Origin of the sequence: Enterobacter cloacae complex sp. 2015409, from assembly GCF_041365315.1 — a bacterium.
GTDB classification, from domain to species: domain Bacteria; phylum Pseudomonadota; class Gammaproteobacteria; order Enterobacterales; family Enterobacteriaceae; genus Enterobacter; species Enterobacter pseudoroggenkampii.
The window spans coordinates 1579620-1599583 of sequence record NZ_JBFTVM010000001.1 but is presented as its reverse complement, the minus strand read 5'-3'; the positions used below and the strand labels follow the sequence as shown (position 1 = coordinate 1599583).

Sequence of the window (19964 nt, the reverse complement as noted above, 5' to 3'; positions counted from 1 at the left end):
ATGGCAACCGTCAACGAAAGCCTGCGCGATGAATCGATCGCACATTCCGTCTGGTTAAGCCGCTACGCCACTGGAGTGGCAAACCGGATGGTGAAGTTGCTTAACGAGACGGACGCGGGCCTGTCGGCACGTCTACTGGATGCGCTGGACAGATTGCCGCCGGAGAGCTTCACAGTTAATCGCCTGCAGAGTTTACTGGGCAGCGTGCGCGATCTTAACCATCAGGCCGTAGCCACCATGCAGGCAGGGCTCGAGAGTGAGCTGGTGGCGCTGGCAAAGAACGAAGCCAGTTTTCAGCTGAGCCTGTTCGATTCCCTTCTGCCATCACAGGTCTTGTCTCACTATCCGCTGCAGGTCATCACCGCCGATATGGTGTATGCCGCGGCGATGGCGCAACCCTTTCAGGGGCGGCTGCTGAGTGAGTGGGCGGAGAATCTGGAATCGGACAGGCTGGCGCGTATCGTGAACGCCGTCCGCAGGGGGTATCTTGCTGGCGACACGGTAGAAACTATCGCGCGCAATGTTCGTGGCCACGCCAACAAAGACTATCGCGACGGGGCGCTGCAGATGAGCAGGGCAAACGCCGCCAGCATCGCTAAAACAGCTGTGAATCATCTGGCTGCCACAGCGCGCAACAGCTTCACCAGTGCCAACAGCGATATCGTGAAAGGCAAACAGTGGCTTTCTACGCTGGACAATAAAACAAGTCATGACTGCATTATTCGTGACCTGCTGCGTTACACCCTGAATAACAAACCGGTCGGGCATAAGGTGCCTTACCTACAGGGACCTGGGAAGATTCATTTCTGCTGCCGTTCTACCGAAACCCTGCTCCTCAAGTCGTGGCGCGAACTCGGCATCGATATCGACGAAATGGACGAAGGTACTCGTGCAAGCATGGATGGCCAGGTACCGGCGAAAACCTCGTATCTGGAATGGCTCGCGCGCCAGTCAGCACAACGCCAGGATCAGGTTCTGGGTGCCGAGCGTGGACGTCTGTTCCGAGCCGGTGAAATCAATCTGGCTGATATGTTCACTGACAAAGGCGAATGGATCAGCCTGGAACGGCTGAAGCAGCTCTCAGGCATAGACAACTAACAATCACATCTTACTCCACGCCCCGGCATCCGCCGGGGCTTTTTTATGGGCGAGGCCCGGCAAAATCCCGAGGGGAACTTATGTTAATTCGAAACATGCTTCTGAAATTCTATGCACCAGAAAGCGGCGGCGAGGGCAGCGGTGGCGGTGGTATCGAAATCACCCCTGAAATCCAGAAGCTGATTGATGAGCGCGTGACCAGCGAAGTCACTGGCTTGAAATCCAAAAACTCTGAGCTGCTGGGCACCATTAAGCAGCAAAAAGAAACCCTGTCTCGCTTTGATGGTATCGATCCTGATGCAGTGCGCGGGATCCTCCAGCGTTTTTCCGACGACGAAGAGGCCAAGCTGATTGCCGCCGGAAAAATCGATGAGGTGCTCGATAAGCGCACCGAGCGTCTGCGTGCTGACGTTGATAAGCAGATTAAAGCCGCAAATGAACGCGCCGACAAAGCCGAAGCGTTCTCCAACAAATTCCGGGATCGAGTTCTGGGCGATGCAATCCGTGCAGCAGCCTCAAAAGCTGGCGCGCTGCCGGAAGCATCCGACGATCTGATTCTGCGTGCCAAAGGCACATTCCAGCTCAACGACGAAGGCGAGGCCGTAGCAGTTGATGCAAATGGCGATGTTCTATTCGGTAAAGACGGCAAAACCCCACTAAGCCCGCTTGAGTGGGCGGAGTCTCTTAAGGAGACGGCTCCGCATCTGTTCCCACGCGCGGAAGGCACCGGCGCGGGCGGACACAAACCAAACGGTGGTGGAAGCCTCAAACGTTCCGAAATGAGCGCCAGCGACAAAGCGGACTATATCCGCAAGCATGGCCAGCAGGCCTTCCTCAAACTTCCAAAATAAGGGATTAACCCATGTCTACCACTGTTAATAGTGACCTGATCATTTATGACGACCTGGCGCAGACCGCTTTCCTTGAGCGACGACAGGATAACCTCGCAATCTTCAACGCCTCTTCCAACGGTGCGATCCTGCTGGATAACGAGCTGATTGAAGGCGATTTCCGCAAGCGAGCCTTCTACAAAGTGGGCGGTTCTATCGAATCGCGTGACACGAACTCCACCGATAAAGTGACGGGCAAGAAGATTGGCGCCGGCGAATCCGTATCCGTCAAAGCACCGTGGAAATATGGCCCGTATGAAACCACCGAAGAGGCATTCAAACGCCGCGGCCGCTCTGTCGACGAATTCTCCGAAGTGATCGGCGTTGATGTGGCAGATGCCACGCTGGAAGGCTACGTGAAATATGGCCTGAAAGCACTGACTGCGGCGATTGGTGCTAACACCGACATGGTCGTAACTGCCGACATTGAGACCGACGGTAAAAAGACCCTGACGCGTGGCCTGCGCAAATATGGTGACAAGTTTAACCGCGTGGCTCTGTTCGTGATGCACTCTGCGACCTATTTCGACATTGTCGATGAGGCGATTGCCAACAAAATCTACGAAGAAGCAGGCGTGGTGGTTTACGGCGGGCAGCCGGGCACGCTTGGTAAACCTGTGCTGGTGACCGACACCATGGACGCTGATGCGATCCTTGGGCTGGTGGCTGGGGCTGTTACAGTCACTGAGTCTCAGGCGCCGGGATTCCGTTCCTACGATATCAACGATCAGGAAAACCTTGCGGTTGGCTATCGCGCTGAAGGTACCGTGAACGTTGAACTGCTGGGCTACAGCTGGGATACCGCAAAAGGTGATAACCCTGACCTGACCGCCATTGGAACTGCGGGAAACTGGAAGAAGCACTTTACCAGCAACAAATCTACGGCAGGCGTGCTGATTAAGCTGGGATCCGCAGTGGGGGAGTAACGCTGTCAGCGGATAAAACCTCCGCAACCGCTGACAGCACAGATGCGGTCACCATTTCCCTGAAGTACACGCTAAATGGCGCAGGTGTTTCCAGCAAAACTGTTACCTGGAGTTCAACGGGCGGTACGCTAAGCACGGCCAGTTCTCAGACCGGTTCTGCTGGTGGGGCGACAGTCAAACTCACCTCTGATACAGCAGGCACCTTTACCGTCACCGGTACTGTTGATGGTATTGCTAAATCCAGTGAGAAAATCACCTTCACCGCACCTGCTGCAGGCTAACCGATGGGGCGTAAGCCCCATTCTATGGAAGCTCAGATGATTAATACCGATATCACCGCCGCTGACGTTAACAGTTACGCCAGCGAAGATGAACTGGCGTCATTTGCGGAAATACGCGGCATTGAACTGCCTGACAAGATTACACCTTTGCTGATTAAGTCAATGGACTACCTGGAAGGGCTTGATTGGGTAGGTTCCAAAGCAGACCCTCGACAGCCGCTGGCCTGGCCACGCGCAAATGTCATTCTGGATGGACACGACTTCCCACCCGACCAGGTGCCGCGGCAGGTTATCACCGCACAATGCATGCTGGCTATCGAGGCAATTGATGGCGATTTGCTTTCAAGCGTTCGTGAGGCCGCGGTTAAAACCGAACGTGTCGAAGGCGCCGTTACCATGACCTATGCGGTTGCCGATGGTGAGGCGTTTACACCTTCTTACCCGGCGGTAATGGCTATTCTCGGCGACCTGGCTGGTGGGCGTGGATATGCAATCAATGCTTTCGCGGAGCGCTCGTAATGGCCATCAACTATCAGCGAATGCAGGCGACAACGACTCGTTTGCTCAAGCAGAACGGCATTGCATACAACGTCACGCGTAAGGGCACGTTAATCGTCATCGGTGGTGTGGAGCATCGTTCCGAGGATATCCAGTTCACCGCCACAGGAGTGAAGACGGATTACGTACCTGGAGAAATTGACGGAACGGTCATAGAAAACGGCGATGTACGGATTGTCTTCACTGCTGAGAAGGACATTAAAATCGGCGATCTTATCGACATGGACGGCGTAAGGCATCGCGTGGTTAAGCCTAATCCGGTGAAACCGGGCGGTGTGGTGCTCTGCTACAAATCTCAGTTGAGGGCATAGCATGAGCGATAACAAGGCGTTCACGGCTGCCATCACCGCGTTCGTGGACAAAGCCAAAGCGAATCAGGAAGCGGTCGTACGTGCTGTCGGCATTCGGATCCTTAATCAACTGGTGATGATGTCACCTGTCGGCAACCCCGAACTCTGGGGCATCAACCAGACGGCAGCTTCTTACAATCAGGCGGTATACGCCCATAACGAAGCGCAAAAAGCGGACCCTGCAAACCTGACTAAAACCGGACGACTTAAGAAGAAGGCTCGACTGGTGGATGGGATGGATATCAAAGCGCCGCCGGGATATACCGGTGGACGGTTTCGAGGCAACTGGCAGGTGTCTTTTGATGCACCGACCACAGATGAAACGGGTCGTGTAGATAAAACCGGAAATCTGACAAAAGCCGCAGGGAATTACACGCTGTCGCTGTTCAAAGTCGGGATGAAGGCTATTTATTTCTGCAACAACGTCCCTTACGCGTATCGACTGGAGATGGGGCATTCTTCCCAGGCTCCGGGTGGGATGGTACGCATTACTGCTGCTGAGTTTCAGCGATTTTTTGAGGAAGCAGTAAGGGAGGTGACTAAATGATTCCCGATATTGCGGCGGCGCTGGCCGCAAGGCTCGGCGAGTGGGCTGATGCAGAAGGTATCCCAGTAGCCTGGGAAAATGTTCCTTTTACACCGCCGTCTGATGGGCTCTATCTTGCAGTCCATGACATGCCCGCCACGCCGCGTACGCTGGACCTTGGATTGCGCTGCCGCATTTATTCAGGTGTATACCAGATTAACGTTGTGGCCCCAGCAGGCACTGGCCGTACCCATGTTGCGGCTCTGGCTGACCGCGTGGCTGAATTGTTCCCCGAGGGGCAGGAGATTGAAGGCAGGGGTTTTACATGCTGGATAGATCAAACGCCTGGTGTTTTCCGCGGTATCACTACATCTGTTTCTTATACCGTTCCCGTTAGTCTCAATTACCGAGCTGATATCTCCAGCTAATCCTCACAACCTTCTAAACCTGACCGGCTCTTTGCCGGTTTTCCCGTTTCTATAGGAGTAACCAATATGGGCTTTGCATTGCCTAACGGCGCTCACGTCTATCTGGCATCGGGTTATGGCCCAGCCATTACTTTCACCGGGGCGACGAACGCCGAAAATATGGTGATCACCGTGAGTGAAGCGGACGCTCTCAAGGTAGGTGATATTGTTCATGTGAACTGCAACTGGTCCGGTGTTGATAACGTCATCGCAAAAATTGATGCAATTGCCGAAAGCGCCGTAACTCTTCGCAATATCAATACCACCAACAAAAACAAATATGCCGCTGGTGGCGGTACCGGTTCGATCCGCAAGGTCCTTGAATGGACCGAGCTGCCGCAAATTACTGAGGTGTCGAAATCTGGTGGCGATCAGAACACCACACAGATTCAGTTCCTGAGCGATGATCGCCAGCGCAACCTTAATACCTATAAATCCGCTGTCTCTCAGACCTACTCGATCGCGCATGACTCCACTCTCCCCGTATATCCGCTGCTTCGCCAGTTGGATGAAGACGAAGAGACCGTGGCGGCTTACATGTACGTACCGAAGGCGAAGGAGAACCGTTACTGGGCGGCCACGGCGTCCTTTGACGATACGCCAACTACTGCGGTTAACGAGGTAGAGACAGTAAGTGTGGTGCTGAACCTGCAGTCACCGGCGATGACGTTCTACAAGGTGACTGACGCTGCCGCCTGACCCGTCAGCGCTTTCACTATTCCATGCCTCCCATCACGGAGGCTTTTTTTCGTTAAGAGGTATCAATGGCGACCAAATTCACCCTTCAGCCCAAACCTACATTCAAGGCCAATGTCTCGATCCCCCGCGCTGGCGATGAGGATGGCGTGCTGACGTTCACGTTTAATCACAAGCCACTTAAGGAACTGGCTGACCTGGAAAAACTCGAAGGCAAAACCGCCACTGATTTTCTGATGGAAATCATTTCAGGCTGGGCACTTCCTGATGCATTCAACGCGGAAAACCTGTCGGTGCTGCTGGAAAACTATCCGGCGGCGATGAAGGCCATCCCGGAAACCTACTACCGCGAGCTCATGGGGCAGCGTGAAAAAAACTGATAGCGGTTGCCTCTGCGTTCTATACGCCTGAACCCACAGCGGCAGACCTGGCGCCTTACGGGCTTACGCCGGATGACTACGACGATCAATACATCTACGTCTGGCCAGATGTATGGCCTTCATTCCTGGTGTTTCAGGCTGTCAGTACGCAGTGGCGCACGGGTATGGGAGGCGCATCAGGGCTTGATTATAACGTGCTGCCCTGGGTGATGCGTTTGCACAACGTCGACGACGAGGCAACCGCGCTTTCGGACATCCGGGTGATGGAAAGTGCTGCGCTAAAAATTATGCATAAAGAGAGGGCGGAATGAGTAACGATATCGCCACGATTTCCCTGCGTGTAAATACCAGTGAGCTGGTGCGCGGTAATCAGGCACTGGATCGCTTTCAGGAAACCGCGACCGCCGCGGCAGGTAAAGCCGATGACCTGAACAGTACGTTCCGCACCGGTATCGACAACCAGAAGAAGAACAGCGAAAGCCTGAAGCAACAGCGCCAGGAGCTGCAGAACCTGTTGAATAAAATCAGCCCGGTCAACAAGGCGCTGGATGAACTGGACACGATCCAGGAGAGCCTGGCGAAGTTTCGCGGTAAAGGGCTGGTGGGAGACGAGGACTTTACTCGCTACAACAGCGTGCTTGAGACGACCCGAGCTAAACTGGCGCAGGTCATGGAGTCTGAGACCGCAGAGGGGCGGGCTCGCATTGAACAGGCACAGGCAGCGCAGCGTGCAGCTGCGGCGGGCAAAACCTTTATCGATTCGCTGGAAGAGCAGGTAACAGCAATCGGAAAAACTCGCGCAGAACTGTTAGAGCTAAAAGCAGCCCAACTTGGCGTGTCCGATCGTGCTGCACCGATGATCGCCCGACTGAAAGAGCAGGAGGAAGCGTGGAAGTCAGGAGCGATCAGCGCGGGGCAATACCGCAACGCGATGCGTTATCTCCCGATGCAAATGACTGACATCGTAACTTCATTGGCGTCCGGTATGCCGGTTTATATGGTAGCCATTCAGCAGGGCGGCCAGCTGCGAGATTCGTTTGGCGGTGTAGGCAATGCTCTGAAAGCGATGCTGTCGATGGTGACTCCTGCCCGAGTGGCCATTGGTGGCCTGGCTGGTGCCGTTCTGATTGCGGCAAAAGCGGGCTCGGACTACTTCACAGCTTACGACGAAATTAACAAGGCTATTATCAGGACTGGCAACATTGCCGGCACGTCAGCGCTCCAGATCATGGCTTCCTCTCAGTCTATTGCTGCCTCTACTGGCGCTACTGTAGGAACCGTTCAGAGTTTGATGACTGAGCTGGTTGGCATGGGATCGCTGACACAGCAGCAACTTGAAAAAGCGGCGGGCTCCACGGCGCTGGCGGTTCAGACCGGTATAGTCTCGGCGCAGGACATCACCAAGGCATATCAGGATATTGAAAAGGATCCGGTTAAAGCCCTTCAGAGTCTAAACGAACAATACAACTTCCTGACTGTTTCGCAGCTTAAGCACATTGATGAGCTGGTGAAGCAGAAGGACCAGACTGCTGCAGTTACACAGGCCATGGATTTGTTTGGCGACACAATGGCTGAGCGCGGAGAGCAGGCTTATGACTCGCTGACACCGTTTGGTCGCCTGTGGCTGGATATCAAAGACTGGGCATCTGAGGCCATGCAGAATATCGGTCAGTGGGTAGCAGAGCTGGCATCAAACACACTGAAGGAATTCAACGCAATTTATTACAGCGTAGCGATCGTTTTCCAGAAGCTGAACCAGATCATTTCTTCCTCTATCGCGGCTGCGATTAATCTCATTCCTGATTGGGCGAAAACGGATACTTTGCAGGGATGGCAGGACTATAACGAACAAATGGCCAGCGCTTATGGCGACAGCGTCTCTCAGTTGAAAAAAGACTGGGATGCCGCTGATATCAGTGCAGGTAAATACCTCGATACGACCAGAAAGATAAGTACTGCAACCACTCAGAAGGATCGGGAAGAGGTTGCTGCTTTTGGCAAAAAGACGAAAACCGGAAAGCAGGGCACTTTATCGGCTGGCGATCGCAGTACGGATGCTGCCCAGGCCGAGCTACTGGCGCTTCAGGCACAGTTACGCGCGCTGCAGCAGCATAAAGGGCTGAACGATACTATTAGCCAACAGCGCAAAAACCTCTGGACTACGGAAGCGAAATTTCAGGTGCTGGAGGAGGCCTCGCGTTCACGTTCACTGACAAAGCAGGAGCAATCCCTGCTGGCGAGTAAAGACCAGGTGCTTCAGTTGGCACGGCAGAAAGCCCTGTTAGGTGATCAGATTACCGCACAGGAACAGCTGAACAAGCGAATGGATACCTCTCAGAAATACGTCACGCAGATGGCTGAGAAACAGGCCGCATTACTGGGTGGCGCGGGGATGAGTGACCGCCAGGCGCAGCGAGAGCTGGCAAAGAGCCAGCTCGCCGCCGGCTGGAAAAATTCAGGTGGTTCGCTGGATGATGGCGGATATAAGAAGCAGCTTAAAGCGGCGAATGATTACTATGATGCAGAGGACAGGTTGCGTGGCGACTGGCTGACCGGCGCGAAAAAGGGCTGGTCTGATTTCGAAGACAGCGCGACCAATGTGTACTTCCAGGTGCAGACGGTTACCAGCAACGCGTTCACGGGGATGGCCAGCACGCTCACTGATTTTTTTACTACTGGTAAATCTAACTTCTCAGATTTTCTTTCCACTTTCCTCAAGGGCATCGCCCAGATGTTGACCCAACTGGCTCTGGTTAATGGAATGAAGTCAGCGTTTGGTGGAACCGCTATCGGCGCGTTCTTTGGTTTTTCAGGTGGTGGTTTGGTCCCCGGTTTTGATGGGGGCGGCTACACGGGAGATGGCGGTAAATACCAACCGAAAGGCGTTGTACACGGCGGTGAGTTTGTGTTTACGAAGGAAGCGACCCGTGCACTGGGTGTCGGTAATCTGTATGCGCTTATGCGTGGAGCTCAGGGGTATGCAAACGGCGGTTATGTTGGCCGCGCCCCGATGTATGGGCTGCAATCTTCGGCAACTGGCGGCGTAACCGTTCAAACGTCCGTGATCGTTCATAACCAGAACACTCAGCAGCAGGCTTCTGATGACAGTGACGCCATTTCTCGGGCTTACAAGCAGACCATTGATCAGTCAGTACGCGCCGGTATAGCCAAACAGCTCCAGCCTGGAGGTCTCATCTGGAATGCAACGAAATCAAGATAAAGTGCCTCCGCAGATTTTGCCGTTATGCCAATTCCTGATAGGATTAATCTCAATTTTTACTGATGGAATAGGGACATGAAAAAAATTGTAGGTGTGTTATTTCTTTCCTTCTTATTAGCCGGGTGCGATAAACCTAAAATTGACTCATCAACTGATGACGCAATGAAATCATCTATAGCCAAGGTCAGAGAATCTCTTCCGGAAAATAAACGGGAGGAATTTGATAGCGCTTTAAAGGTCGTAGCGTTCAGTAACATTAATATGGCTGACCTAATGCGAGCATCGTCAGAAAGTGACAAAGAAGATCTAAGCAAGAAGATGCGCGAACCGCTGTCTGGCAAAACTGGCGAGGAAATCATCTCTTATGCTCAGCAAGTCACTGCCGAGAGGGAACTTAAGCAGAAAGAGCAGGCAATTCAGGAAATCAAAGAGCTTGAACAGAAAAAAGCTGACTCTGAGAAGGCCAAAGAAGAACTCAAAAAAGTACAGGTTCTATCATCTCGATTTAGCCTGGAACCTGAAGAGTATGGGAAGCCACAACCTATTATTCGCCTTGTTGTGAAAAACAATACTGATAAAGCTATTTCCCGTGTGTACTTCAATGGAGTGATAGCCAGCGATGGACGTTCAGTTCCATGGCTGGAAAAAGATTTTAACTACGAAATTGCTGGCGGGCTTGAACCTGGTGAAGAAGCTACTTGGGCATTGGCTCCGAATAAGTTTTCTGAATGGGGTCAGGTTGATGCTCCTGCTGATGCGGTCTTCACAGTTACAGTAACGAGAGTAAATGGTGCAAATAAAGAAGCGATGTTTGATGCTTCTGGCTTTACAGAGCAAGAAAACAGCAGGCTTGAAGATTTAAAGAAAAGATACCTTTGAGCTGACGTATCTACTTAACCCGCTTCGGCGGGTTTTTTTATACCCGGAGGAAAGTTGGCGATCGAAACATTTACCTGGCGAACCCAGATTCAGGCGGGCATGGAAGGGGAGTTCACTTACGCAACACGCTCTGCATCCTTTGGCGACGGCTTTGAACAGATCGCCGGTGAAGGGATCAACCCTGAAAAACAGTCATGGCCGATGACCTTAACGGGAAAAAAGGCAGAGATGCTCGATGCGCTGAGTTTTTGCCGCAAGCACATCACAAAATCCTTTATCTGGACGTCTCCTGTTGGCGAAACCGGTTTATACCGGATTGAAGCTGATTCCATTAAAGCCCAGCCGCTATCCAGCAAAGTGATGACCATAAAAGTAACCTTCAAACAGGCATACGCACCATGATTACTGAAGAATATCAACGCCTCGAACCGGGTGAAAAAATACGTCTTCTTGAGGTAGACGGTTCTGCGTTTGGTCTGGACGACGTTCTGCGCTTTCACGCTTATAACCTCCCGCATACTGAAGAAGAGATTGCGGCTGCCGGTGGCGACGAATCAAAGTTAAAAGCGAAGAGTATCTGGTGGCAGGGCGAAGAGTATGGTGCCTGGCCATATAAGCTCGAGGGACTGGAAGCGTCAACCGATGGCAGTAGCGCCCAGCCGACGCTCACCGTTGCCAACGTTGACAGCTCTATCACTGCGCTCTGTCTGGCCTATGACGATATGCTGCAGGCCAAAGTTACGATTCATGACACTTTTGCGCATTACCTGGATGCGCGTAATTTCCCTGATGGAAATCCAATAGCAGATCCCTTGCAGGTGAGGAAGCGGGTATTCTATATCGACGGTAAAAATAGCGAGCTTCCCGGTGAAAGTATCGAGTTTGTTCTTACAAGCCCGATGGATCTGCAGGGATTGATGATTCCGACCAGACAGCTGCATTCCCTTTGCACATGGTGCATCCGGAATAGGTACCGCACCGGCGATGGGTGCGATTATGCCGGCACGCTTTACTTCGACAGAAACAACAATCCGGTAAGCGATCCCTCATTGGATAAATGCAACGGCACGCTCACCGCCTGCAAGCTTCGGTTTGGTGAACACAATGAACTTCCTTTCGGTGGTTTTCCAGGAACATCTTTGATCAGGAGTTAACATGCGTCAGAAAACGATTCAGGCCATCCTGTCGCATACTGCGAAAGAATATCCCCGCGAATGCTGTGGCGTGATAGCGCAGAAAAGCCGGGTGGAACGCTATTTCCCATGCCGTAATCTGGCTGTCGAACCAACTGAACAGTTTCACCTTGCGCCAGAGGATTACGCTGCTGCTGAAGACTGGGGGACGATAACGGGAATCGTACATAGTCACCCTGATGCGACGACCCAACCAAGCGAACTGGACAAGGCTCAATGCGATGCAACGTTGCTGCCCTGGCATATTGTCAGTTGGCCGGAAGGAGACTTTCGTACCATTACTCCCCGCGGAGAATTGCCGCTGCTCGGGCGCCCGTTTGTGCTCGGACACTACGACTGTTGGGGGCTAGTGATGAGCTATTTCCGGCAGGAGCATGATGTCGAACTTCAGGATTACCGTGTTGATTATCCGTGGTGGGAGGACTCCTATCCGGATAATTTCTATCAGGATTGCTGGTACGAATGTGGGTTCCGAGAATTCAGTGGATCACCAATGCCGGGCGATTTGATCATCATGCAGGTGGAATCGAATAAGTGGAACCATTCAGGGATCTTGCTGGAGGGGAACATGCTTCTCCATCATCTTTATGGTCATCTCAGTCAACGTGTGCCATATGGAGGTTACTGGATGGAGAGAACCATGAAAATTGTCAGGCATAAAAGCCTAATCATGCAGGAGGGATAATGTGCGAATCCGTCCGTACTGTTCGTCTATATGGTGTTTTGGGTACTACGTTTGGCCGCGAATTCCAACTTTCGGTAGCCTCACCAAAAGAAGCCATCCGCGCATTGTGCGTTATCGTGCCAGGCTTCGAACGTTTTTTGAATACCAGTAAGCAGCGCGGGCTTACTTACGCTGTATTCAGTGGAAAGCGTAACCTGAACGATGATGAACTCTCTATGGATCAGAGTACCGCTGATATCCGTATCGCGCCGGTTATCCTCGGGAGTAAACGTGGTGGAATATTCCAGACCATCTTAGGCGTGGCTTTGGTCGCAGTTGGTGCTGTGGCGTCATACTTTGGCGGTGGTGCTGTTGGCGTTCCTCTAATGCAATTTGGCGCTGCGATGGCCCTTGGCGGTGTCGTACAAATGCTGTCTCCACAGACAACAGGGCTAGCCAGCAAGCAATCGGCAGACAATAAGGCCAGTTATGCCTTTGGGGGGGTAACCAATACGACAGCCCAGGGTAATCCTGTGCCGCTCCTTTACGGCAAGCGCCGCATCGGTGGAGCGATCATTTCTGCTGGCATTTATGTTGACGATCAGCAGTAGCTATAGTGCCAAACTAAGAGTATCTTCTTGAAAGAACGCATTATAAGATTGGAAATGCTTATGGATGGTTATGCTATAGACTTTCAAGATTTGCTTGGATTAAGAAAATTAAACGAGCCTGGTTTGGACAGAAGGGCGTTCACAGACTGGGCTGAAAACCAGATTTCTGCTGGCAATGAGTCTTCAAATCTTTTGATTTTGGCATCTTTGGGATTAGATAAGGAAATCTCGAAAGATGAGGTGTTTCGCTATTTTGATGGCTACGTTGATGAGATTGGAGAAGTGATGCCAACTGAACGAGTCGCGTTCATATTGGCAATGAGACTAACATTCAAAAAGCTCGCCTATGCTGAACTTGAGGATGATGTCTGGAGTGAATTAACTAGAACTTTTGTTAAATGGTATGACTTGCCAAATGGCCTTTTATATAGAGTAATGACATACTGGAGCGCATTGCATGATGATTTTACAAATAATTATGAATATGAGGTTGGGTATTATTTCCTGAACTATCCGCGACACGGTGACATTCCTCGCTCGAAACAATTAGAGTACGTTCGTAATTGTGCAATTCGCTTTCTCCGTATTTTCGATGAACACTATTATTTTGGTTTGCTTATCAAATAATATTTAATTCAACATTGTTCTAATCATGGTCACCTCTGGGTGGCTTTTTTTATGGGCGCAATATGGCTATAGCAACCGCTATTAAAGGCCGCAAGGGCGGCAGTTCAAGCTCAAGAACTCCTACAGAACAGCCAGACGATCTGCAGTCAGTAGCCAAGGCAAAAATCCTTCTCGCGCTGGGAGAGGGGGAATTTGCTGGTGGCCTTACTGCGCGCGATATTTATCTCGATGGCACCGCACTTGAGAACGCAGATGGTTCACAGAACTTCAGCGGTGTGGCGTGGGAGTTTCGTTCTGGAACTCAGGCGCAAAAATACATTCAAGGGATCCCGGGTACCGAAAATGAAATCAATGTAGGCTCCGAAGTTTCCAGCTCTACAGCGTGGACGCGCACGTTCACCAATACGCAGCTTTCAGCTGTTCGCCTGCGTCTAAAATGGCCTTCTCTCTTCAAACAGGAGGATAATGGCGATCTGGTTGGCTATTCGGTCAACTATGCAATTGACCTGCAGACAGATGGCGGCTCCTGGCAGACAGTGCTGAATACCAGCGTGACCGGGAAAACGACGTCAGGTTACGAGCGCAGCCACCGTATTGATTTACCTCAGGCGGGCAGCACCTGGACCATCAGGCTGCGCAAAATTACAGCCGATGCCAATAGCGCGAAGATTGGCGACACGATGACGCTGCAAAGCTTCACAGAAGTAATCGACGCCAAACTTCGATATCCGAACACTGCGCTTTTGTACATCGAATTTGATTCGAGCCAGTTCAACGGCTCAATACCGCAAATTTCCTGCGAGCCTCGCGGGCGAGTTATTCGTGTGCCCGATAACTATGACCCTGAAACACGAACGTACAGCGGCACCTGGACGGGCGCATTTAAGTGGGCATGGACGGATAACCCTGCGTGGATATTTTACGATCTGGTGGTCACTGACCGCTTCGGCCTTGGTAATCGGCTAACGGCAGCCAATATCGACAAATGGACGCTTTATCAGGTCGCTCAGTATTGTGATCAACCGGTACCGGATGGTAAGGGGGGGAGCGGAACTGAACCTCGTTACACCTGCAACGTATACATTCAGGATCGGAATGACGCTTACACCGTCCTGCGTGACTTCGCCGCCATTTTCCGAGGCATGACCTACTGGGGAGACGACCAGATTGTTGCCCTTGCAGACATGCCCAGAGATGTCGATTTTACCTACACGCAAGCTAATGTCGTTGACGGCAAATTTGTGTATTCCAGCAGCACAACCAAAAGTCGCTACACGAACGCTCTTGTATCCTGGTCTGATCCGGCAAATGGGTATGCTGATGCAATGGAGCCCGTCTTCGAGCAGGCTTTGGTGGCGCGCTATGGTTTCAACCAGCTTGAGATCACCGCCATCGGTTGCACCCGGCAGTCAGAGGCTAACAGAAAAGGGCGCTGGGGGATCCTGACCAACAATAAAGATAGGATTGTAACGCTTGAGGTTGGTCTGGACGGCAATATCCCTCAGCCTGGCTACATAATTGCTGTCGCTGACCGAAATATCTCTGGCCGAGATTTAGGTGGTCGATTAACCGCGGTTAATGGTCGCGTCCTCAAACTTGACCGGGTGCCAAGTGCTAAGGCCGGTGACAGGATAATGGTAAACCTGCCGTCGGGTATCACCCAATCCCGAACGATTCAGTTCCTGTCCGGCGAAATGGTTACCGTGACAACCGCCTTTAGTGAACCTCCGCAGGCTGAGGGTGTATGGGTTATTGAATCTGATGAACTCTATGCGCAGCAGTACCGGGTAATAAGTGTCACCGATAACAATGACGGGACATATACCATCACGGGTGCAAATCACGATCCGGATAAATACGCCCGAATCGATACGGGTGCCATCATTGACCAGCGGCCGGTTAGTGTGATCCCTCCAGGTAATCAGTCGCCGCCAGTCAACATCGCGATCAGCTCGTTTTCGGTGATTCAGCAAAATATCAGCGTCGAAACCATGCGCGTAAGCTGGGACAAGGCACAAAATGCCATCGCCTATGAGGCGCAGTGGCGCCGCAACGACGGGAACTGGGTTAACGTGCCGCGCAGCTCCACCACGTCATTCGACGTCCCGGGGATTTACGCCGGACGGTACCTAGTGCGCGTGCGAGCTATCAACGCAGCGGAAATTTCTTCCGGGTGGGGATATTCAGAAGAGAAGACGTTGACCGGCAAAGTGGGCAATCCGCCCAAGCCAGTGGGCTTTATGGCTACGGCCATCAACTGGGGTATTCGTCTGAACTGGGGGTTCCCGGGAAACACCGGCGATACACTCAAAACAGAAATCCAGTACACGGCCAACAGCGATTTTTCCGATCCGTTGCTGCTATCGGACGTACCTTATCCATCTACTGAATATACCCAGCTCGGGCTAAAAGCCGGGCAGGAGTTCTGGTATCGCGCGCAACTGGTAGACAGAACGGGTAACGAGTCCGGTTATACCGACTGGATCAGGGGGATGTCTAACGATAACGCCGATGATTATCTGGGTGAAATCGCAGACGATTTCCTTACCTCGGCCGACGGCGACCGCTTGACCAGCGATATTGATACCAATCTTGAAGCCACAATGCAGAACGCGCTGGCCAACCACGGAACAGTTGAACATCAATGGGCGCAATACGGAGAGGTTCGAGCCGATATTCTGGTTGTGAAAACGACTATTGCTGAGGTGGACAGGGCAATGGCCGAAATGTCGACACAGGTGCAGGCGCAGATCGACAACGTCACCGCGTCCCTGGAAGACAAGCTTACAGCCGTCGTCGATGCCTCCGGCGCTTCGGCAATCTACACCCTCAAAACAGGGGTAAGGATAAACGGCGTGATGTACAACGCCGGGATGTCGATTGCTGTGCTTGCTGAGGCCGGGAAACCGGTAGTTACCCGTGTTGGTTTTAACGCTAATCAGTTCGTGCTGATGAGTGGCAATGGTGATACCCAGTATTCACCTTTCGCGGTGGTTAATGGTCAGGTCTTTATCAGTTCTGGTTTTATTCAGGATGGCACGATCACCAATGCTAAAATTGGCAACTTCATCCAGTCCAACAATTACGTACCAGGGCAGTCCGGGTGGAAACTGGACAAAGGCGGTACCTGGGAAAACTACGGCAGCGATGGGCAGGGCGCAAGAAAGACCACGAACGTTACTGACAGCATCAGGGATGCGAACGGCGTCCTGCGCGTACAGATTGGAAAACTGACAGGAGTATTCTGATGTCATGGGGAATAAAAACATGGGATGCCAGCGGAAGGCCTAATAACTATGGCATTAAACCAGTATCGGTAGTAGGCCGCATTCCACTTGCAGCAGGTCAGAACTCAGGTTCCTGGAGTTTCACTGTACCAACAGGTTTTAAAGTTGGTTTTGTTGTTTCTCTTGATGAAGGAGGTAACAGCGTAGGGCGCAGAATAGTTGCAGCAGGTAACTCAATAACTGTGACGCCCGCATCTGACACTGGGCTTGGTAATTATCCAGCCTCAAAATGTGAGCTGATCATTTTTATGGAGAAGGCATAGTGTCTGACTTTGGCGCAATGATTTTAATGGATAATGGGAATCCCTTCGTCACTCCGCAATCAACGCCTTTCTGCCTCTACGGGAAATACTCATTTAATTCCTCAGCTAATGGCAGCTCCCAACAGGTGGCACAATATCTTTCGGTGCCTGCCGATTATCCGGTAATGGTTTTTATTAAAACTACTGATACGGCACAGCCGACACCCGTCATGTCATATCGCATCGGAGGAAATGTCTATATTAGTGGCGTAAATCCCTATAACCAGAGCTTTACGCTTACAGCATATGTATTTGCAATATTCCCGCAAACACTTCCTGCGTGGGGATTTGCTATCTGGGATGCCTCCGGTAAGCTTGTTCTGACGAACGAATCAAGGGTGCTTTCTGATCTACAAACTGTGGGGAGTCCTGGTGCAAGCGGTGGGATTAACATTGACCAGACACTGTCCGGGTCGTGGGCTGTCGCTCCGGCTCAGCTTGGTCAGACGATTATCGTTAATAACTCCACTCAGCCCCCAACTATCTATACCATAAATGCCTATTCATCTTGTAGGTTTAATGGTGGCAGTACGAGAATAAATTCAGGTGGTACATCTACCGGAACTGGATCACCAGGCGGAGGAACCAACACAGGAATTTCTTTGACCGCTATCAATACGGCAGCATTTGATTAATTGATCGTTTAAAACGATCAATGTTTTGATATTGATCTGTTTAATCTATTTTCATTAATCTACCCGTCAGGTTAATTTTTATAAAACTAATTACCTCAGGGCAAAATAATGAAAAAAATATCAGTCATGTTTCTTTTTTGTATTCTTCTTTCTGCTTGCTCATCCAGTCTCCTTGAGAAGCAGAATCCAGTATGCGAGGCCGTAATAGTTGTCGGTGGACAGGAACAGACTGTTCAGGTCTATGGTGTAAGGCAGGTAGCAAATCAGATTGAATACAAAGCTGGATATCCTTTCAACTGGCGGTGGGTAAGTAAAAACAACTTCGCCAGCTCGACCTGTAAAAAATGAACAAAACAAGAACCCGCCTCGGCGGGTTTTTTATTATCTGAATTCAGGAGTATTTTATGTCGGCAGGCACCATCACCCTGACAAACGGGTCCGCTATTGTTGGCGGTTCCGGAACCTCATTCGCAGCAGAACTCGCCGCAGGTGATTTTATTGTCTCTACTGTGGGCGGTGTGTCGTATACATTGCCCGTAAAATCGGTAGAGAGTAATGCGCAACTTACGCTGGTCAGCAACTTTACCGGACCAACGCAATCCGGAGCTGCCTGGTCAGCGGTTCCCCGCGTGGCGCTGAACATGGTAACTGCTGCGCTGGTGGCGCAAAGTGCTGAAGCACTGCGAGGACTGAATTACGACAAACAGAACTGGCAGCAGGTTTACAGCGCGGACGGAAACATCACAGTGAAGCTGCCAGACGGCACTACCTTCAACGGCCCTTCATGGAAATATCTGTCTGACAATATGGCAACGAAGAGCGGCGGGGCCGTACCTGTTAACCAGGGCGGTACCGGTTCGACAACCGAATCAGGCGCTCGCACAAACCTCGGTTTAGGCACATTCGTTACCCAGGAAGATCAGAGCATTGTCTATGGCCCGTCTCAGGATCATGCGCTTGTCGTACGAAAAGACGAATGGGGCGTCGTTGTTTCGGATAATGGTAATCCGGTACCACTCGGAACTCGTTATGGTGGAACGGGTGCAACCACCGGAGATTACTGGGGAGCCTGTACTAATATTGGAGCCATAAGACAAAAAACAGCACGGTTTGCGCCTGGTGATACACCGACGAACATTTACTGGAAAAACAGTACCGGTTTCATTACTGGCCAGGTTGAAGGTGGAGCCGTAGGGGCATGGATTGATATTACCTCTGCCGATGAAGCCGCCCGAATGCAGCTAATAGGTTTTTATGGCGACAATAATGGTAAACGTGGGTTCGGTTATAAGGTTTATAATCCCAACTCTCAGTCCTGGTACAATCTCGCCGTAGTGCGTGATACAAGCAACACAACCGTAGATAGCAACGGGTTTATCAAAATCGCGTCACCAATTGTGAAGATTTACGGTGACGGACGATATGAAACTAACGATGAATCAGAAGGCGTTACGGTCACTCGTCTGGATGTAGGCCAATATCTCATTGATGGGTGCGAATCACTCAATTCAGACGCTGCCTGGGGCGGTATCGACGGAGGGTTTGAGATTCCCACAGACCGGAATAAACAACCGCTTATTTGGCTGGATTATGAGGTTAATGCCGATGGTTCTGTGTTGGTCAAAACCTATCATCGTACACACTCTGATGCACCAGCATTCGGCAGGAACGAACAGGACGGTATAAACGATGGAGATCCTATTGATATCCCTGCTGATCAGTTCGTCTGCGTTCGGGTAGAAATGCCGACTGATTGTTTATTCAACCAAAAAATTAAAGTTGCTGAGACAGCCCCGACTTAAGTTGAGAAATTTACAAACGGCATAATTCGAAGCGCGTGAGAAACTTAGAAACGAAACGGCGAAGCTTTAAGCAGCCGCTGCTGGGCCTGCATCTTGCGGACACTTACAAATAAAACTACTGTATATAAAAACAGTATTTGAGGTGTGTGCAATGGAATTCATCAGGCCAACAGAACTGCGAGAAATTATCGCTCTCCCGCTTTTCAGTGACTTAGTACAGTGTGGTTTTCCAAGCCCCGCTGCTGATTACGTTGAACAGCGTATCGATCTCAATGAGTTACTGGTTTCCCACCCGAGCTCAACATACTTCGTCAAAGCCGCGGGTGATTCAATGATCGATGCCGGGATTAGCGACGGTGATCTACTAGTGGTGGACAGTTCGCGCACAGCTGAACATGGTGACATTGTCATCGCCGCGGTGGAAGGGGAATTCACTGTTAAACGCCTGCAGCTGCGTCCAACTGTCCAACTCATCCCAATGAATAGCGCCTATAGCCCGATTGTTGTAGGCAGCGAAGATACGCTCGACGTTTTCGGCGTTGTTACTTTCATCGTCAAATCGGCGAGCTGAG

23 protein-coding genes are annotated in these 19964 nt (G+C 51.4%); all 23 read left to right on the top strand.

Annotation, left to right across the window (positions count from 1 at the left end; translation table 11 throughout):
* The 23 genes from ACDO57_RS07730 (at window position 1) to ACDO57_RS07620 (ending at window position 19963) form a co-directional block, all read left to right on the top strand.
* Window positions 1-1098: a hypothetical protein gene (locus tag ACDO57_RS07730; protein WP_370883816.1), complete on the top strand. Its 1098-nt coding sequence runs from the start codon at window positions 1-3 to the stop codon at window positions 1096-1098.
* 80 nt (window positions 1099-1178) lie between these two features.
* The gene (locus ACDO57_RS07725) at window positions 1179-1949 is read left to right on the top strand and encodes a hypothetical protein (protein WP_022651278.1); all 771 of its coding nucleotides are present in this window, start codon (window positions 1179-1181) and stop codon (window positions 1947-1949) included.
* Between the two features lie 11 nt (window positions 1950-1960).
* Window positions 1961-2914, top strand: coding sequence for a major capsid protein (locus tag ACDO57_RS07720; RefSeq protein WP_370883815.1), 954 nt, complete (start codon window positions 1961-1963; stop codon window positions 2912-2914).
* Entirely contained in the window at window positions 2896-3195 is a 300-nt protein-coding gene (locus ACDO57_RS07715) for an Ig-like domain-containing protein (RefSeq protein WP_370884118.1), read from the top strand. The genes ACDO57_RS07720 and ACDO57_RS07715 overlap by 19 nt, the downstream gene beginning before the upstream one ends.
* Window positions 3196-3231: 36 nt before the next feature.
* Entirely contained in the window at window positions 3232-3714 is a 483-nt protein-coding gene (locus tag ACDO57_RS07710; protein WP_370883814.1) for a DnaT-like ssDNA-binding protein, read from the top strand.
* Complete coding sequence (locus tag ACDO57_RS07705) at window positions 3714-4064, top strand: hypothetical protein (RefSeq protein WP_370883813.1); 351 nt, start codon at window positions 3714-3716, stop codon at window positions 4062-4064. Before ACDO57_RS07710 ends, ACDO57_RS07705 begins: the two co-directional genes overlap by 1 nt.
* 1 nt (window position 4065) lies before the next feature.
* On the top strand, window positions 4066-4650 hold the full coding sequence (locus ACDO57_RS07700; protein WP_370883812.1) for a hypothetical protein: 585 nt from the start codon (window positions 4066-4068) through the stop codon (window positions 4648-4650).
* Window positions 4647-5057, top strand: a complete 411-nt coding sequence (locus ACDO57_RS07695; protein ID WP_370883811.1) for a DUF4128 domain-containing protein — start codon at window positions 4647-4649, stop codon at window positions 5055-5057. Before ACDO57_RS07700 ends, ACDO57_RS07695 begins: the two co-directional genes overlap by 4 nt.
* 66 nt (window positions 5058-5123) lie before the next feature.
* A complete protein-coding gene (locus ACDO57_RS07690) occupies window positions 5124-5795 on the top strand; it encodes a phage tail protein (RefSeq protein WP_046092062.1) in 672 nt (223 codons plus the stop codon).
* A 65-nt stretch (window positions 5796-5860) separates the two neighbouring features.
* The gene (locus ACDO57_RS07685) at window positions 5861-6172 is read left to right on the top strand and encodes a phage tail assembly chaperone (RefSeq protein ID WP_023344275.1); all 312 of its coding nucleotides are present in this window, start codon (window positions 5861-5863) and stop codon (window positions 6170-6172) included.
* A complete protein-coding gene (locus ACDO57_RS07680; protein WP_221702885.1) occupies window positions 6169-6483 on the top strand; it encodes a DUF1799 domain-containing protein in 315 nt (104 codons plus the stop codon). Before ACDO57_RS07685 ends, ACDO57_RS07680 begins: the two co-directional genes overlap by 4 nt.
* Window positions 6480-9392: a phage tail tape measure protein gene (locus ACDO57_RS07675; RefSeq protein ID WP_370883810.1), complete on the top strand. Its 2913-nt coding sequence runs from the start codon at window positions 6480-6482 to the stop codon at window positions 9390-9392. The genes ACDO57_RS07680 and ACDO57_RS07675 overlap by 4 nt, the downstream gene beginning before the upstream one ends.
* A 75-nt stretch (window positions 9393-9467) precedes the next feature.
* A complete protein-coding gene (locus ACDO57_RS07670; protein ID WP_059357639.1) occupies window positions 9468-10271 on the top strand; it encodes a DUF6694 family lipoprotein in 804 nt (267 codons plus the stop codon).
* Between the two features lie 54 nt (window positions 10272-10325).
* Window positions 10326-10673 carry a phage tail protein gene (locus tag ACDO57_RS07665; RefSeq protein ID WP_370883809.1) on the top strand — a complete coding sequence of 116 codons (348 nt, stop codon included), beginning with the start codon at window positions 10326-10328 and terminating at the stop codon, window positions 10671-10673.
* Window positions 10670-11425 (top strand): phage minor tail protein L, encoded by a 756-nt coding sequence (locus ACDO57_RS07660; protein WP_370883808.1) that lies wholly within the window; start codon window positions 10670-10672, stop codon window positions 11423-11425. The genes ACDO57_RS07665 and ACDO57_RS07660 overlap by 4 nt, the downstream gene beginning before the upstream one ends.
* Window position 11426: 1 nt before the next feature.
* Complete coding sequence (locus ACDO57_RS07655; protein ID WP_370883807.1) at window positions 11427-12149, top strand: C40 family peptidase; 723 nt, start codon at window positions 11427-11429, stop codon at window positions 12147-12149.
* On the top strand, window positions 12149-12739 hold the full coding sequence (locus ACDO57_RS07650) for a tail assembly protein (protein ID WP_202783572.1): 591 nt from the start codon (window positions 12149-12151) through the stop codon (window positions 12737-12739). Before ACDO57_RS07655 ends, ACDO57_RS07650 begins: the two co-directional genes overlap by 1 nt.
* A 27-nt stretch (window positions 12740-12766) precedes the next feature.
* A complete protein-coding gene (locus ACDO57_RS07645; RefSeq protein WP_370883806.1) occupies window positions 12767-13366 on the top strand; it encodes a hypothetical protein in 600 nt (199 codons plus the stop codon).
* 62 nt (window positions 13367-13428) lie between these two features.
* Window positions 13429-16614 carry a host specificity protein J gene (locus ACDO57_RS07640; RefSeq protein ID WP_370883805.1) on the top strand — a complete coding sequence of 1062 codons (3186 nt, stop codon included), beginning with the start codon at window positions 13429-13431 and terminating at the stop codon, window positions 16612-16614.
* The gene (locus ACDO57_RS07635; RefSeq protein ID WP_370883804.1) at window positions 16614-16916 is read left to right on the top strand and encodes a hypothetical protein; all 303 of its coding nucleotides are present in this window, start codon (window positions 16614-16616) and stop codon (window positions 16914-16916) included. Before ACDO57_RS07640 ends, ACDO57_RS07635 begins: the two co-directional genes overlap by 1 nt.
* Window positions 16916-17590 carry a hypothetical protein gene (locus ACDO57_RS07630; RefSeq protein ID WP_370883803.1) on the top strand — a complete coding sequence of 225 codons (675 nt, stop codon included), beginning with the start codon at window positions 16916-16918 and terminating at the stop codon, window positions 17588-17590. Before ACDO57_RS07635 ends, ACDO57_RS07630 begins: the two co-directional genes overlap by 1 nt.
* Before the next feature lie 404 nt (window positions 17591-17994).
* Complete coding sequence (locus ACDO57_RS07625; protein WP_370883802.1) at window positions 17995-19392, top strand: phage tail protein; 1398 nt, start codon at window positions 17995-17997, stop codon at window positions 19390-19392.
* A gap of 151 nt (window positions 19393-19543) precedes the next feature.
* A complete protein-coding gene (locus ACDO57_RS07620) occupies window positions 19544-19963 on the top strand; it encodes a translesion error-prone DNA polymerase V autoproteolytic subunit (RefSeq protein ID WP_370883801.1) in 420 nt (139 codons plus the stop codon).
* The last annotated feature ends 1 nt before the right edge of the window (window position 19964 follow it).